This is a genomic window from Rhizobium sp. 01T444 (assembly GCF_056398305.1).
Genome location: NZ_JBFTPD010000016.1, coordinates 19486 through 34995, shown reverse-complemented (window position 1 = coordinate 34995; position 15510 = coordinate 19486). Strand labels below are relative to the sequence as shown.

The 15510-nt window shown below is 61.2% G+C and carries 12 protein-coding genes; 7 read left to right on the top strand and 5 right to left on the bottom strand.

Going from position 1 to position 15510, the window contains the following annotated elements:
- The first annotated feature begins 183 nt into the window (after positions 1 to 183).
- The gene (locus AC1DTN_RS21035; protein ID WP_477922461.1) at positions 184 to 390 is read left to right on the top strand and encodes a hypothetical protein; all 207 of its coding nucleotides are present in this window, start codon (positions 184 to 186) and stop codon (positions 388 to 390) included.
- Here the strand turns inward: AC1DTN_RS21035 and dprA are convergent.
- Genes dprA through AC1DTN_RS21015 form a run of 4 tightly spaced genes read right to left on the bottom strand, consistent with a single transcriptional unit; the run spans position 370 to position 4437 of the window.
- A complete protein-coding gene (gene dprA, locus AC1DTN_RS21030) occupies positions 370 to 1518 on the bottom strand; it encodes a DNA-processing protein DprA (RefSeq protein WP_439014685.1) in 1149 nt (382 codons plus the stop codon). The two genes, AC1DTN_RS21035 and dprA, sit on opposite strands and share 21 nt — an antisense overlap.
- A complete protein-coding gene (gene plsY, locus AC1DTN_RS21025) occupies positions 1518 to 2138 on the bottom strand; it encodes a glycerol-3-phosphate 1-O-acyltransferase PlsY (protein WP_113323308.1) in 621 nt (206 codons plus the stop codon). The genes dprA and plsY overlap by 1 nt, the downstream gene beginning before the upstream one ends.
- Positions 2139 to 2191: 53 nt before the next feature.
- Positions 2192 to 3484 (bottom strand): dihydroorotase, encoded by a 1293-nt coding sequence (locus AC1DTN_RS21020; RefSeq protein ID WP_439014686.1) that lies wholly within the window; start codon positions 3482 to 3484, stop codon positions 2192 to 2194.
- On the bottom strand, positions 3481 to 4437 hold the full coding sequence (locus AC1DTN_RS21015) for an aspartate carbamoyltransferase catalytic subunit (protein WP_007823958.1): 957 nt from the start codon (positions 4435 to 4437) through the stop codon (positions 3481 to 3483). The genes AC1DTN_RS21020 and AC1DTN_RS21015 overlap by 4 nt, the downstream gene beginning before the upstream one ends.
- A gap of 180 nt (positions 4438 to 4617) precedes the next feature.
- Here AC1DTN_RS21015 and AC1DTN_RS21010 point away from each other — a divergent pair, with 180 nt between their 5' ends.
- From AC1DTN_RS21010 to AC1DTN_RS21000, 3 genes are read left to right on the top strand one after another with little or no spacing between them, the layout of a single operon-like run.
- Positions 4618 to 6276 carry an acyl-CoA dehydrogenase family protein gene (locus AC1DTN_RS21010; RefSeq protein WP_439014687.1) on the top strand — a complete coding sequence of 553 codons (1659 nt, stop codon included), beginning with the start codon at positions 4618 to 4620 and terminating at the stop codon, positions 6274 to 6276.
- The gene (locus AC1DTN_RS21005; protein ID WP_439014688.1) at positions 6277 to 6426 is read left to right on the top strand and encodes a hypothetical protein; all 150 of its coding nucleotides are present in this window, start codon (positions 6277 to 6279) and stop codon (positions 6424 to 6426) included. It abuts the gene before it with no gap.
- A gap of 21 nt (positions 6427 to 6447) precedes the next feature.
- Positions 6448 to 6678, top strand: a complete 231-nt coding sequence (locus tag AC1DTN_RS21000; protein WP_439014689.1) for a hypothetical protein — start codon at positions 6448 to 6450, stop codon at positions 6676 to 6678.
- 121 nt (positions 6679 to 6799) lie between these two features.
- Here the strand turns inward: AC1DTN_RS21000 and AC1DTN_RS20995 are convergent, their stop codons facing one another.
- Positions 6800 to 9640, bottom strand: coding sequence for an Rne/Rng family ribonuclease (locus tag AC1DTN_RS20995; RefSeq protein ID WP_439014690.1), 2841 nt, complete (start codon positions 9638 to 9640; stop codon positions 6800 to 6802).
- A 758-nt stretch (positions 9641 to 10398) separates the two neighbouring features.
- Between AC1DTN_RS20995 and AC1DTN_RS20990 the strand changes: the two genes are divergently transcribed.
- The 3 genes from AC1DTN_RS20990 (at position 10399) to prfB (ending at position 15477) form a co-directional block, all read left to right on the top strand.
- Positions 10399 to 11523, top strand: a complete 1125-nt coding sequence (locus AC1DTN_RS20990) for an N-acetylmuramoyl-L-alanine amidase (RefSeq protein WP_439014691.1) — start codon at positions 10399 to 10401, stop codon at positions 11521 to 11523.
- A 260-nt stretch (positions 11524 to 11783) separates the two neighbouring features.
- Positions 11784 to 14243, top strand: a complete 2460-nt coding sequence (locus AC1DTN_RS20985; RefSeq protein WP_113324891.1) for a penicillin-binding protein 1A — start codon at positions 11784 to 11786, stop codon at positions 14241 to 14243.
- 102 nt (positions 14244 to 14345) lie between these two features.
- Positions 14346 to 15477 (top strand): peptide chain release factor 2 gene (gene prfB / locus AC1DTN_RS20980; RefSeq protein ID WP_439014692.1). Its coding sequence is split into 2 segments (ribosomal slippage): positions 14346 to 14414 and positions 14416 to 15477, totalling 1131 coding nucleotides; the frame shifts between segments, so codons are not numbered across the junction.
- Positions 15478 to 15510: the final 33 nt, after the last annotated feature.

Genomic DNA, 15510 nt, shown 5'->3' with positions numbered 1-15510 from the left:
CCCCGACATGGACAGGGAATTCGCTCTGGTCAAGAGGTTTGCTTCAATTTTACCTCTTTGCCGCGTATCGCAACCATTACGAGATTCTGAACCTATTGCAATTCAGGATGATTGCGCTATCGTTTTTGAAGTGTGGTTCGGGCTCCTGGTAAAGCAGCGCTCTCCGATTTCATAAAGACAATTATGGCGCCCAAGGCTGCAGAAAAAGACGCCGATCGCTCGGCATCGCTTGAAAACATTGCTTTCTTCCGGCAGATGCTCGCAGAGTTGCGCCAGGTGGCAGAACGCGAAAATGCGGAGATGCTCTGTTATCTCATCGAAATGGCCTGTGTCGAAGCCGGAGACCTGCAGTCACGCATCGATAGCGGCTCAGTCGGCCATGGAAATTGAAACCAGCCCGCCGACATGGCGATGGAGCCGCCCGGCCATATCCAGTTCCAGAAGAACGAGATAGACGGCGGAAGCCGAAAGACCGGTATGACGGATGATGTCGTCGACCTCCGTCGGCGTCGGACCGAGCGCATCGATGACGAGCGTGCGATCCGTTTCGTCGGGCGGAAGCGACATCCTGCTGCCTTCGCGCTTCGGTTCTTCGGCTGACGGCAGCGAGAAGAGATCGGGTTGAGAGAGCGGCGCCAGCGCTTCCACGACATCCTCGGGCGAAGTGACGATCATCGCCCCGTCCTTCAGAAGGCCGTTCGTGCCGTGGCAGCGCGGATCGAGCGGCGAACCCGGCACGGCAAAGACCAGCCGCCCGAATTCGCCCGCCATCCGCGCCGTGATCAGCGAACCGGAGCGAACTGCTGCCTCCACGACCGCAACGCCGAGCGAGATGCCGGCAATCAGCCGATTACGGCGGGGGAAATCACGCGCACGCGGCTCCCAGCCGAAAGGCATCTCGCTGACGGCAAGCCCGTTGCCATTCCATATCTCCTCCAGCAATCCGACATTCTCAGGCGGGTAGGGCTGGTCCAGCCCTCCGGCCATTGCGGCAATGGTGCCGGTAACGAGGCTCGCCCGATGGGCGGCCGTGTCGATACCGCGGGCGAGGCCGGAGACGACCGCATAGCCGGCCCGGCCACAGTCTCGGGCGATCATCGCCGCGAACTTCGCGCCGCTGACGGAAGCATTGCGCGAACCGACGATGCCGACCGCCGGCCTGTCCAGCACGGAAAGATCGCCCTTGACCGCGAGCAGTGGCGGCGCACCGTCGATCTGGCGGACCGCCTGCGGATAATCAGGCTCGCCGATGCCGATGAAGCGGGCGCCGAAGCGCTGCGCCGCTTCGAGTTCGCGGTATGCTTCGGCTTCGGTGGCGATGCGGATCGAACGCGTCGCGCCGCCACGCGCCGATAGTTCCGGCAGCATGGAAAGAGCGGCTTCCGCCGAACCGAAATGATTGATGAGATCGCGAAAGGTCGCAGGGCCGACATTGTCGGAGCGGATCAGCCTCAGCCAGGCGATCCTCTGTCTCTCCGTCAGCGCAATTCCTTTTGGCTTTGCGCTGAGCGCGTCCATTACCCCTTAGCCCCGATCTTGCTTTCCGTCCCGCTGATCAGGCGGGAGATATTGGCCTTGTGTTTCCAGTAGGAGATGACGCTCATGATCGCCATGATTGCCGCAACCTTTTCGTCGCCCAATATCCACAATGCAACCGGAATGACAAGCATCGCAACAAGCGCTGAAAGCGAGGAATAGCGGCTGACGAAGGCAACCCCAAGCCAGACGGCTGCAAAGAGCAGAACCATTGATGGCGCAACGCCGAGCAGCGTGCCGATATAGGTGGCAACACCCTTGCCGCCCTTGAAACCGATCCAGACGGGGAACAGGTGGCCAATGAAGGCAAAGAAACCGGCGATGATGCCCGCTTCCTCACCTGCGAAATAAGCCATGATCCAGGCGGCCGCGGCGGCTTTCAGCGCATCGAGCAGAAGCGTAGCGGCCGCGAGCTTCTTGTTGCCGGTACGTAGAACGTTGGTCGCGCCGATATTGCCGGAGCCGATGCTGCGCACATCACCAAGGCCGGCGGCGCGCGTGAGGATGAGACCGAACGGGATGGAGCCGAGCAGGTAGCCAACGACGACGGCGGCAAGCGCCAGAGGCAGGGTAATCTGCCAGGTGACAAGATCAGATATCATTTTTGTTCCCCAAGTCTTTTGCCGAGAGGATGCCCGGAAGGGCAGGGCAGCCCTCAGTCCTGCAATGCGTGAACCAGCGTGCCCTCGACATAGGTCGCAACGGCTCGCCCGCTGAAGCGCGCATCCTCGAACGGTGTGTTCTTCGAGCGGGAGAGAAGCATGTCCTTGGAGACAAGCCAAGGTTCTTCGAGATCGATCAGCGCGATATCGGCCTTGGCGCCGGGCTTCAGCGTGCCGGCATCGAGGCCAAAGATCTGCGCCGGCCGCGTCGACATCGCATCGATCAGCCGCAACAGGCTGACCTGCTCGCTGTGATAAAGCCGTAGCGCTGCCGCGAGCATCGTCTCCAGTCCGACCGCGCCATCTTCGGCCTCGCCGAAGGGCAGGCGCTTGGTATCGACATCCTGCGGGTCATGCGAGGAGACGATGATATCGATCGCGCCTTTTGCCAGCGCATCCACCATTGCAACCCGGTCGTCTTCGGAGCGCAGCGGTGGATAGAGTTTGAAGAAGGTGCGATATTCGCCGATGTCATTCTCGTTCAGCGCCAGATTGTTGATCGAGACACCGCAGGTGACCTTCACGCCACGCGCGCGGGCAAGCTCGATCGCCTCGACCGACTCAGGCACGGAGATCATCGCCGCATGGTAGTTGCCGCGCGTCAGCTGCGCGATGCGCAGGTCACGCTCGAGCGGGATCAGTTCCGCTTCCTTCGGAATGCCGGAGAGGCCGAGCCAGCTTGCAAGCAGGCCTTCATGCATGACGCCATTGGCGCCAAGATATTTGTCGCGCGTGGCGCAGGAAAGGACGGCGCCGAATTCGCGTGCATAGGTCATCACCCGGCGCAGCACCTGTGTATCGGAGATGCTGGAATGTGCGTCGGTAAAGGCGACGGCGCCTGCCTGCATCAGGAGGCCGATTTCAGTCATCTCCTCACCAGCGAGCCCCTTGGTAATGGCTGCTGCCGGGTAGACGTTGATGACGGCCGTGTCCCGTGCCGTCTTCTTGACGAACTCGACGAGCGCGATGTCGTCGATGACGGGATGCGTATCCGGCATCATGATGATGGAGGTCACACCGCCCGCTGCCGCAGCCCGGCTTGCCGAAGCGATTGTCTCGCGGTGCTCGCCGCCCGGTTCGCCGATATGGACGCGCGCATCCACGAGGCCCGGCGCCGCGACGAGGCCGGTGCAGTCGCGCACGGTGGCACCCTCAGGCGTTCCCTGGCTCTGTGCATCCTTGCCGGCCGCGACGATGAGACCATCCTTGACGACGATCGTGCCGATCTCATCGAGATTGCGGGAAGGGTCGATGATGCGGACGTTCTTGAGGACGAGATTGCTCATGCGCCCACTCCATCAGTGCGGGGACCCTGGTTCTGGGAAACGAGCAGCGTCTCCATGACGGCCATGCGCACGGCGACCCCCATTTCCACCTGTTCGGCGATCACGCTCTGCGGGCCATCGGCGACCTCGGAGGCAATCTCCACGCCGCGGTTCATCGGTCCCGGATGCATGACGAGAGCATCCTCCTTCGCTGCCTTCAGTGTTTCCGCGTCGAGGCCGTAGAAATGGTAATATTCGCGCACCGACGGCACGAAGGCGCCGGACATGCGCTCGCGCTGCAGCCGCAGCATCATCACCACATCTGCGTCCTTCAGCCCTTCCTTCATCGAATGGAAGACCTCGACGCCCATCTCGGCAATGCCGGCCGGCAGCAGCGTAGCGGGAGCGACGACCCGCACCCGCGCGCCCATGGCGTTCAGAAGAAGAATGTTGGAGCGCGCCACCCGCGAATGTAAGACGTCGCCGCAGATTGCGACGATGATGCGGGACAGCCGGCCCTTGGCGCGACGGATCGTCAGCGCGTCGAGCAGCGCCTGCGTCGGGTGCTCATGCTGGCCGTCGCCTGCATTGACGACGGAGCAGGAGACCTTCTGGGCGAGAAGTGCCGCGGCACCGGCGCTGGAGTGGCGGATGATCAGGACGTCCGGCCGCATCGCGTTCAGCGTCATAGCCGTGTCGATCAGCGTYTCGCCCTTCTTCACCGAGGAATTGCCGACCGACATGTTCATCACGTCGGCGCCGAGGCGCTTGCCGGCAAGTTCGAAGGAGGCTTGCGTCCGTGTCGATGCCTCGAAGAAGAGGTTGATCTGCGTCAGGCCCCGAAGGGTCGACGTCTTCTTTTCTCTCTGTCGGCTGATCTTGACGGCTTCGTCAGCCTTGTCGAGAAGATAGGTAATATCCTGCTCGGTGAGGCCCTTGATGCCAATGAGGTGGCGGTGGGGGAAAAAGACCATGACCCTGCCTCTTATTGTCTTCGCGGGGTCTATAAAGAGTGCGGGGGGAAGGGGCAAGCTTGTGCTGTACGCAAATCCCATGTTCCCCATGCATTTTCCATCGAATCCCGCTAGAGCAGAAATCTGCGAATCACGAACTTCCGGTTTCCTTTTGCCGGGCTCATGAAATAGAAGCGAACTATGACCTCCGCAAACCGGACTGAAGACAAACTCGCCGAACTCAACCAGCCGAGCCTCTGGTCGGGAATCAACGCCTACCGATCCGATCCGCTGATCGTCGATCTGACTGCCACACTGCCACGCACCATCCGTGAAGACCTTGAAAACATGGGCCGCTTCGTCACCTCGCCGGAAGCGCAGGAACTGGCGCGCATGGCAAACCAGGGCACGCCGCAGCTGCGCACCCATGGCCCGCGCGGCGAACGTCTTGATATCGTCGAATTCCACCCCGCCTGGCATGCGCTGATGCGCCGTTCGATGGCGTCCGGCCTGCATTCCTCCGTCTGGGATCCGCAGGCCGATACGGAGGCCAAGGATCAGGCCCACCATATTCGCGCAGCCCGCTTCTATCTGACGGCGCAGCTGGAATCCGGCCATCTTTGCCCGTTGACGATGACAAGCGCGTCCGTTGCCGCTCTCTCGGCCTCACCGGCCGTGCAGAAGGACTGGGCGCCGAAGATCCTGTCGCGCAAATATGACTCGTCCAATCGTCCGGCCATGCAGAAATCGGCCGTGACGATCGGCATGGGCATGACGGAAAAACAGGGCGGCACCGACGTCCGCGCCAACAAGACCACTGCCGAAAAGGTCAGCGAAGGCATTTACCGGCTGTCCGGCCACAAGTGGTTCATGTCCGCGCCGATGAGCGACGCCTTCATCATGCTGGCACAGACCAAGGACGGCATGGGCTGCTTCCTGGTGCCGCGTCTGCTCGAGGATGGTTCTGCCAATGGCCTGCAGTTCCAGCGCTTGAAGGATAAGATCGGCAACCGCTCCAATGCTTCTTCCGAAGTGGAGTTCACCGATACGTTCGGTTTCCTGCTCGGCGGTCCCGATGCCGGCATCCGCACCATCCTCGATATGGTGACGCTGACGCGGCTCGATTGCGCGCTTGCCTCTTCGGGCATCATGCGCGCATCGCTCGCCGAGGCCGTGCACCACACCCGCGGCCGCAGCGTTTTCGGCAAGATGCTGGTCAACCAGCCGATCATGACGCGCGTGCTCGCCGACATGGCGCTCGATGTGGCAGCCGCCACGGCTCTTTCCTTCCGCCTGGCCGATGCCTTCGACAAGGCGCGCGGCAATGCGGAAGATGCCGCCTATGCCCGCGTCATGACGCCGGTCGCCAAATACTGGTGCTGCAAGATCGCCCCGTCGCTGATCTATGAGGCGATGGAATGCATCGGCGGCAGCGGCTACATCGAAGAACGCCCGATCGCCCGCCACTATCGCGAGGCGCCGGTCAATGCGATCTGGGAAGGTTCGGGCAACGTCATGGCGCTCGATGTGCTGCGTGTGCTGAACCGCGGCAAGGATCTGTTCGAGACGGTATTTGCAGGCTTTGCGCGCGATCTTGGGCCGGCCGGCAAGAAGACGATCGACGTGCTGCGCGCCGCGATCGCGCTCTGCGAACAGGACGAGGGCGCTGCCCGCTTGCTCGTCGAGCAGCTGGCGCTCGTTGCCGGCGCCGCCGAGCTTTACCGGCTCGGGGCAGGGCGCATTGCCGATGCCTTCATCGAGACCCGTCTTGCAGGCGGCTGGCGCTCGACCTACGGCATGCTCGATTCCCGCTTCGATGCGAGCTACATCGTCGATCTGCTCTATCCGCCGGCAGCGTAAATGCTGCCATTTCGCAACGCGCGGCAAGACGATCTCGGTGAGGTCTACGCCATCTCGCTTGCGACTGGTGACAGTGGGCAGGATGCGAGCCATCTGTACCGCGATATCAGGCTGATCGGTCACATTTATTCCACCTCTATCTGGTGCTGAGTCCCGAAGAAGACCGTTCTCGTGTCGGACAAGCATGGCATGAACCGCCTGCCACGCCTTCAGGGGCAGGGCGACTGCATTGCGCTTTCGGATGAGCGGGTGTCGCAGGCTCGCAAGGCGGCCATCAGCGACATTCATCTCGGCGTCAATGCGGGCAAATCAGGGCGGGCTGCGCTTTTGATCCTCGCGCGGCTCTACGCGTCTTGTGCCGCAGCTTGTTTCGTCTTCGGAAACCACCATCTGGTTCGCTGAACACTCTAATCCTGAACTTTTTTCTGGCCGGCTGATACTGGGCTCTGCCACTCTACGGCACAAAAAAATCCGGCCGCGTCGCCGCAGCCGGATCATATCACTTATCGCCGAAAATCAGCTTTCAGAAGAAGCCGCGGCGCTGCCACCAGCCAGCCTTCTTCGGCTTGCCTTCGCCCTCAGCTTCCGCGCTTTCGGTGCGGGTCGAGGTGACGGTCGGCTCAGAAGACGAGATGTTCGATCCGCGGTTGGCGCGAACCGGCTTTGCCTCTTCCTGCGCCGGTGTTGCGAGATCCGCAGACGCTTCCATCACTTCCGAGTCGGCCTGGGCCGCGGTCTCAGCGATAGGCGCTTCGATTACGGGCTCCTCGATCGGCGAGGGTGCGGCAGCTGCCTTGCGGCGGCCACGGCCGCGTGCCGGCTTGACCTCTTCGGCAACACTTTCGCCAGCTTCGACAGCAGCCATTGCCGGCTGAGCTTCAACCGTTTCGGCTGCGACGACTTCGATCACTTCCGCTGCGGTCTCGGACGTCTCGTCGGCTCCACTATCGTCGCCCTCGTCACCTTCGGAAGCGGCGTTGACTTCAGCACCTTCTTCACCGCGGTTGCGGCGGCCACCGCGCTTGCCGCGACGGCGGCGCTTGCGGCGCTGCGAATCCTCGCCGTCGGCGTGGGTTTCGGCTGGAGCTTCGCTGGCGTCACTATCGCCCTCGCTGCCGTCGTCCTCGCCCTCATCACTATCGTCAGCCACGTCAGAGACAGTATCGGCACCAACCTGCTGCTCGGCATTGCCATTGCGGCCGCGACGGCGGCGACGGCGCTTGCGCTTGCGTCCACCTTCGCCTTCAGCCTCTGCGCGAGCAGCCGGGCGTTCGGCAGCAACAGGCTTTTCTTCCAGTTCTTCGTCTTCCTCCTCGTCATGCTCGATGACGATATCGTCGTCATCGTCATCGGGGATGGCTGCGAAATTGAAGAGACTTTCGATCTTGACCGGGTTTTCAACCGGCTCGCCACGATCGATCGCGAAGTGCTGCGCACCAACCGAGCCATCCGCATCGATGATGATCGCCACACCGAAGCGGCTTTCATAATCGACGATCGTCTGACGCTTATGGTTGAGCAGGTAGAGCGCGATATCTGGCGTCGTGCGCACGGTGATGTTGTGCGTGGTGTTCTTGAGCAGATATTCCTCGACGCCGCGCAGCACATGCAGGGCGACGGAGGACTGTGAACGGACATGGCCGGTGCCGCCGCAATGCGAGCAGACCTGCGTCGTCGATTCGAGAACGGAAGCGCGGATGCGCTGGCGCGACATTTCCAGAAGGCCGAAATGCGAGATGCGGCCGACCTGGATGCGGGCGCGGTCGTTCTTCAGGCATTCCTTCAGCTTCTTCTCGACAGCGCGGTTGTTGCGCTTTTCTTCCATGTCGATGAAGTCGATGACGATCAGGCCGGCAAGGTCGCGCAGGCGAAGCTGACGGGCGATTTCTTCCGCCGCTTCGAGGTTCGTCTGAAGGGCCGTGTCCTCGATCGAGTGTTCGCGGGTCGAACGGCCGGAGTTGACGTCGATCGAAACCAGCGCTTCCGTCTGGTTCATGATCAGATAGCCGCCGGACTTCAGCGTTACCTGCGGCTGCAGCATGCGATCGAGCTGCGCTTCGATGCCGGAGCGCGAGAAGATCGGGTGGATATCGCGGTAGGGCTGAACCACCTTGGCGTGGCTCGGCATCAGCATCTTCATGAAGTCTTTTGCTTCACGATAGCCTTCTTCGCCGGCAACGATGATCTCGCTGATATCCTTGTTGTAGAGATCTCGGATAGAGCGCTTGATGAGCGAGCCTTCCTCGTAGACGAGGCACGGAGCGGTAGAAGCGAGCGTCAGCGTGCGGACGTTCTCCCACAGGCGCATCAGATATTCAAAGTCGCGCTTGACCTCGACCTTGGTGCGGTTCGCACCGGCCGTACGCAGGATCACGCCCATACCCTGCGGCACTTCGAGCATGCGGGCGATTTCCTTCAGCCGCTTGCGGTCCTGGGGGTTGGTGATCTTGCGGGAAATACCGCCACCGCGCGCCGTGTTCGGCATCAGAACCGAGTAGCGACCTGCGAGCGAAAGATAGGTGGTGAGAGCAGCACCCTTGTTGCCACGCTCTTCCTTGGCGACCTGCACCAGCAGGATCTGGCGGCGCTTGATGACTTCCTGGATGCGGTACTGCTTGCGCGGCTTGCGCTGCACGCGGTCCGGAACCTCTTCCATCGCGTCTTCGGCGCCAACGGATTCGATGATTTCCTCTTCGCCGTGGTCGTCGTCATCGTCGTCATCATCCTGACGGCGCTTGGAAACGTCCTCGGAAATGGAGTCGGTTTCGACCATCGCGGCCATTTCGCCGCCGGTCGAGCCTTCATCGTCGTTGTCCGCGACGGATGCTTCGGTCTCTTCCGCGACAGGCTCGACTACCTTCTTGCGGCTACGGCGTGCGCGCGGCTTCTTTGCCGGCGTTTCCTCGGCAACTGGGGCAGCCTCTGCAGCGATGACTACCTCTTCCGCCGGTGCCGCTTCTACAGCGGGGGCGACATCAGTCTCGACCGGAACGATGCCGATATCCGGCTGGTCCTGTGTCGAAAGATCGACGAGAGGCGCCGTCTCGACATGCTCGACATCCTCGTCGCGGCGATGCTCCTCGGCTTCGGCGCGAAGCAGGGCCTGACGGTCGGCAAGCGGGATCTGGTAATAGTCGGGATGGATTTCGGCAAAGGCCAGGAAGCCGTGCCTGTTGCCGCCGTAATCGACGAAAGCGGCCTGCAGCGAGGGCTCGACCCTCGTTACTTTTGCAAGATAGATGTTGCCGCGGATCTGCTTCTTGTGCTGCGACTCGAAGTCAAATTCTTCTATGCGGTTCCCGCGAACGACAACGACGCGCGTCTCTTCCTCGTGAGACGCATCGATAAGCATTTTGTCTGCCATGTAAGCTGAGCTCCTCGGCGAGGCCGCGAGAGCGCATTCCCGACTGCTGTTGACACAGAAAGAATGCGGTCCGCCGTGGCCGCGCCGGATAATGAAAGTCGCGATTGGTGCGAAGGAGAATGCAGCAGCCAGACCGCAGCCGGAACCATTTCGTTCCGGGGCCTGTACACTTCAGATAAAACCTGCTGCGAAACCATCAACAACCAAGCGTGATCGACAATGACGAAGACCCGTTTCGGGTCCGATGAGTTTGCTCCCTGAGAGCGTGGTGGCTGATCCACCAATGAAATCCCAGCATGAAGCCGGAAAATCAGGATCCAGTTCTCGGGTGGAAATGCACTAGACGGCGGACGATTACCGGTTGTAGCGCCAGATCCGGGGGTCGGCTGGCTGCCTCGCGGCGACTCTATCCCGTCAACACTTCTACCCTAAAATTCGTTGTATGTTTTCTCTGTCACAATAGCAAGGGAAAAGCCAAATGTGCCATAATATTGATGGATTTCGTATCGCATAAACTTCTCGGGGATGAGCGATCTCGATTCGAGGGTCAGTGCGTGTGCGCTCGCCTCTAGCGGGCGACCGCGGAGGCCATGTAGGGTCCATCGCAGAAATAAATAGGGTGTGGCGGGCTATTGTTTAAGAGGTTTCGGATCGCGGTGGAGTTGTCCGCAGGGCGAAAACTGGGTTTTGCGGCGTGGCTTTTCGCCTTCGCAGCGCTTTGCGCGGTTCCGGGCAGCGCAGCCGGTGCAAAGAATCCCTTGCTGGCTTACGGAGCGCGTATCGTCGGCGACGACGCCAGAACCCGTATCGTCATCGATTTCGACCGTGAGCCTCGTTTTTCCGTCCATTACATCGCCAATCCCGAGCGCATCGTCGTCGACCTGCCGGCAACCGCTTTCGGCTTTCCGGCCAAAGATCTTGAGGCGCGGGGCCTCTTCAAGGACATCCGTTATGGCGCCATGGACGAAGGAAGCGCCCGCATCGTGTTGACGGCGGCGCGCCCGGTCCAGCTCGCCCTTGCCAAGGTGCAGACGGATGAGAGCGGTAATGGCCACCGGCTGGTGCTCGATGCCGAGATGATCGACAAGCAGAAATTCGCCGAACTGGTGAAGACCCAGTCCTGGAACGACCAAGCCGATGCGGCTGAGACCACGAGTGCCATTCCCCAGCCGGAAAAGACCGCACCTGGCGATTTCGTCATTGCTGTCGATGCCGGCCACGGCGGTATCGACACGGGCGCCATCGGCGTCGATACGAAGACCGAGGAAAAGCTGGTGACGCTCGCCTTCGCCAAGGCGCTGGCCGATCGCCTGAACAAGGAGCCGGGCATCAAGGCCTTCCTGACGCGCGACGATGACGAATTCCTGTCACTCTCGCAGCGTGTGCTGATCGCCCGGCAGAACCATGCGGGCCTCTTCATTTCCCTGCATGCCGATACGCTGAAGCAGAAAGATATTCGCGGCGCGACGGTCTACACGATTTCCGACAAGGCCTCGGACAAGCTCGCCGCCGATCTCGCCGAACGCGAAAACCTGTCGGACCAGATCGCCGGCAAGGAAACGGTCGCCGAGCCGCCTGAGGTCGCCGATATCCTTCTCGACCTGACGCGGCGCGAAACGCAGGCCTTCTCGATCTCGCTCGCCGAAAGCGTACTTGCCTCGTTCAAGGACCAGGTCGGCACGATCAACAATCCGCACCGTCACGCGGGCTTCCGTGTGCTGCAGGCGCCGGACGTCCCGTCTATCCTGCTCGAGCTCGGCTTCCTCTCCAATGTCGAGGACGAAAAGCGTCTGCTTGACGATGCCTGGCGGTTGAAGATGGCCGATCTCCTGACCGATGCGGTGAAACGTTACCGCACGAGCCTGATGGCAAACGGTGGCTAGTCTGGGCGTTGCCCGGAAGTGACACTCGCGCCTAAACCGGGACCTCTTGCCGACCGGGAAGGCGAAAGTGGCGGGACGGGCCCTATTTTGCTCACATTCGCGCCGTTACTCCGGTCTATATGTTTCGAACATGTAAGACGGAAATCGGCTTGTGGCGCCAACGCGCATGGAGTAAGCCGCGCAACGTGCAAAGAGACATGATCTGTGCGATTGTGGCGGCTGCGCCGATCTAATGATTAGAAATACCGGTAGCTGAAAATATGGTTAGACTTCTTGGATATTTCTTCGGGATAGCATGCGTCCTGTTCCTGGGCGCTGCGGCTGTTATTGCCGTCTATCTTGCTAATGTCGCGAAGGATCTTCCTGACTATGCGGTGCTGAACAGCTATGCGCCGCCGGTTACCACCCGCGTTCACGCCGGTAACGGTGCGCTCATGGCCGAATACGCCAAGGAAAAGCGCCTCTTCCTGCCGATCCAGGCTATCCCGGACCGCGTGAAGGCTGCTTTCCTTTCGGCCGAAGACAAGAACTTCTACAACCATCCCGGCGTCGATCTGACCGGCCTTGGCCGCGCCATCCTCGTCAACCTTCAGAATTTCGGCTCCGGCCGCCGCCCGGTCGGTGCATCGACGATCACCCAGCAGGTGGCGAAGAATTTTCTTCTGACCTCCGACCAGACGATTGACCGCAAGATCAAGGAAGCGATCCTGTCCTTCCGCATCGAGCAGGCCTACAGCAAGGACAAGATCCTCGAGCTTTATCTCAACGAGATCTTTTTCGGCCTGAACTCTTACGGTATTGGCAGTGCCTCGCTCACGTATTTCAACAAGTCGGTCACCGAGCTGACGATCGCCGAATCTGCCTATCTCGCTTCATTGCCGAAGGGGCCGGCCAACTACCATCCCTTCCGCCATCCGGATGCCGCGCTTGAACGCCGCAACTGGGTCATCGACCGCATGGTCGAGAACGGTTATGTGAGCCAGAGCGACGGCGAGGATGCCAAAAAGCAACCACTCGGCGTCACCGCCCGCACCAGCGGACCGTCCCTTTTTGCTTCCGATTATTTCGCCGAGGCTGTCCGACGCCAGCTCATCGATCAGTATGGCGAGAAGGCGCTTTATGAAGGCGGCCTTTCGGTGCGCACCTCGCTCGATCCGCAGATGCAGCTCTTTGCGCGTAAGGCGCTGCAGGATGGCCTGACCAATTACGACGAGCGTCGTGGTTTCCACGGACCGGTCAAGCAGATCAGCACGTCTGGCGACTGGGGACCGGCGCTCGCCGAAGTTCCCGCTCTCTCCGACGTGCCGGAATGGCGCCTTGCGGTCGTCCTTGCCGTGTCCAATGAGGCCGTCGATATCGGCCTCCAGCCGCCCAAGGATGGAGGCGGCAAAGTCGCAGGCGAACGCGAACGTGGTTCGATTGCAGCCAAGGATATGCAGTGGGCATTCCGCTCCGCCGCCGGCGACCGCAAGACGACGAAGTCGCCGGTCGGCGCCGTCTCGGCAGGAGATGTCGTTTACGTTGAGCGCCTCGGCGGCGACAATTCGACCTCCTATCGCCTGCGCCAGCCGCCGAAGGTACAGGGTGGTCTCGTTGCCATGGACCCGAAGACCGGTCGCGTTCTCGCCATGGTCGGCGGCTTCTCCTATGCCCAGTCGGAATTCAACCGCGCCACGCAGGCGATGCGCCAGCCAGGTTCCTCCTTCAAGCCTTTCGTTTACGCCGCCGCCATGGACAACGGCTATACGCCGGCCTCGGTCATCATGGACGCGCCGATCGAGATCGTTTCGGGTGGTCAGGTCTGGAAGCCGGAAAACTACGGCGGCGAAGTCAGTGGCCCCTCGACGCTGCGCTCCGGCATCGAGAATTCGCGCAACCTGATGACGGTGCGCCTCGCCAATGACCTCGGCATGAATATCGTTGCCGAATATGCCGAACGCTTCGGCATCTACGACAAGATGCCGCCGCTGCTCGCCATGTCGCTCGGCTCGGGCGAAACGACGGTGCTGCGTATGGTTTCGGCTTACTCGGTCATCGCCAATGGCGGCAAGCAGATCAAGCCGACGCTGGTCGACCGCATCCAGGATCGTTACGGCAAGACGATCTTCAAGCATGAAGAGCGTCTCTGCGAAGGCTGCAATGCCGGCGACTGGCAGAACCAGGAAGAACCCAATATCGTCGACAACCGCGAGCAGGTTCTCGATCCGATGACCTCCTACCAGATCACCTCGATGATGCAGGGCGTCATCCAGCGCGGTACCGCCGCTGGCAAGGTCGATCTCTCCGGCCGTGACGTTGCAGGCAAGACCGGTACGACCAACGATGAAAAGGACGCCTGGTTCGTCGGCTTCACGCCGGATCTGGTTGCAGGCCTTTACCTGGGCTTCGATACGCCGGCTCCGCTTGGCCGCGGCGGCACGGGTGGCGTTCTTTCGGCGCCGATCTTCAATGAATTCATGCAGGCGGCCGTCAAGGACATGCCGGAATCCAAGTTCGTGGTCCCGGCCGGCATGAACATGATCGCGATCAACCGCAAGACCGGCATGGCTGCTGTCGACGGCGAGCCGGGCACCATCATCGAAGCCTTCAAGCCGGGCACCGGCCCGGCTGACAGCTTCTCTGTCATCGGCATGGACGGCACGATGGCGCCGGAAGAAATCCTGCGCACGTCGCCGCAGGCAAACCAGGCGGTCCAGACCAACACGCCCGGCCTGTTCTGATCGAGACCGATTTCCTTTGCGCCCGCCACGGCTCTTTACATCCGCGGCGGGCGTCTCTATGTCACCAGCACTCACAGAATACCGAAGCAAAGAAGCAGGAAAATGCGAGCGGAAATCCAGAACATAGTCGATGAAACCAAGCAGGCTATCACCCTGCTGAGGAGGCATCTTTGACTGGGACCAGGCGGTAAGACGACTGGACTGGTTGAATAACAAGGCAGAGGACCCCAACCTCTGGAACGATGCGCAGGAAGCCCAGAAGCTGATGCGCGAGCGCCAGCAGCTCGATGACGGCATCAATGGCGTCAAGGCGCTGGAACAGCAGCTGTCTGACAATGTCGAGCTCATCGATCTCGGGGAAGAAGAAGGCGACGAAAGCATCGTCAAGGAAGCTGAGGCCGCGCTGAAAAGCCTGCAGGCCGAGGCAGCCCGCCGACAGGTCGAAGCTATGCTGTCAGGCGAGGCCGATGGCAACGACACCTATCTGGAAGTCCATTCCGGCGCCGGCGGCACGGAAAGCCAGGACTGGGCGAACATGCTTCTGCGCATGTACACTCGCTGGGCCGAGCGTCAGCGCTTCAAGGTCGAGCTTTTGGAAGTGCATGACGGTGAAGAAGCCGGCATCAAGTCCGCAACGCTTCTCGTCAAGGGCCACAACGCCTATGGCTGGCTGAAGACCGAATCGGGCGTGCACCGCCTGGTGCGTATCTCGCCCTACGACAGCAATGCGCGCCGCCACACGTCCTTCTCGTCGATTTGGGTCTATCCCGTCGTTGATGACTCGATACAGATCGAGATCAACGAAAGCGATTGCCGTATCGACACCTACCGTTCGTCGGGCGCCGGCGGCCAGCACGTCAACACGACAGACTCGGCCGTGCGCATCACGCATATCCCGACAGGCATCGTCGTGCAGTGCCAGCAGGAGCGTTCGCAGCACAAGAATCGCGCCAAGGCCTGGGACATGCTGCGCGCCCGCATGTACGAAGCGGAGCTGAAGAAACGCGAGGACGCCGCCAACGCCGAAGCCGCTTCCAAGACGGATATCGGCTGGGGCCACCAGATCCGCTCCTACGTTCTGCAGCCCTACCAGCTCGTCAAGGACCTGCGCACCGGCGTTGCGAGCACGGCTCCGGATGACGTGCTCGACGGCGACCTGAACGAGTTCATGGAAGCAGCACTTGCTCACCGCATCAGCGGCGCAGCCGATGCTGTTGTTGACGACGTCGACTGAGTGGGCGAAGACGGACCTGAGATAGAAAGCCCC

Coding starts and splice junctions, on each gene's coding strand:
- AC1DTN_RS21035 (WP_477922461.1), top strand. CDS start 184: ATGGCGCCCAAGGCTGCAGAAAAAGACGCCGATCGCTCGGCATCGCTT.
- dprA (WP_439014685.1), bottom strand. CDS start 1,518: ATGGACGCGCTCAGCGCAAAGCCAAAAGGAATTGCGCTGACGGAGAGA.
- plsY (WP_113323308.1), bottom strand. CDS start 2,138: ATGATATCTGATCTTGTCACCTGGCAGATTACCCTGCCTCTGGCGCTT.
- AC1DTN_RS21020 (WP_439014686.1), bottom strand. CDS start 3,484: ATGAGCAATCTCGTCCTCAAGAACGTCCGCATCATCGACCCTTCCCGC.
- AC1DTN_RS21010 (WP_439014687.1), top strand. CDS start 4,618: ATGACCTCCGCAAACCGGACTGAAGACAAACTCGCCGAACTCAACCAG.
- AC1DTN_RS21005 (WP_439014688.1), top strand. CDS start 6,277: ATGCTGCCATTTCGCAACGCGCGGCAAGACGATCTCGGTGAGGTCTAC.
- AC1DTN_RS20995 (WP_439014690.1), bottom strand. CDS start 9,640: ATGGCAGACAAAATGCTTATCGATGCGTCTCACGAGGAAGAGACGCGC.
- AC1DTN_RS20985 (WP_113324891.1), top strand. CDS start 11,784: ATGGTTAGACTTCTTGGATATTTCTTCGGGATAGCATGCGTCCTGTTC.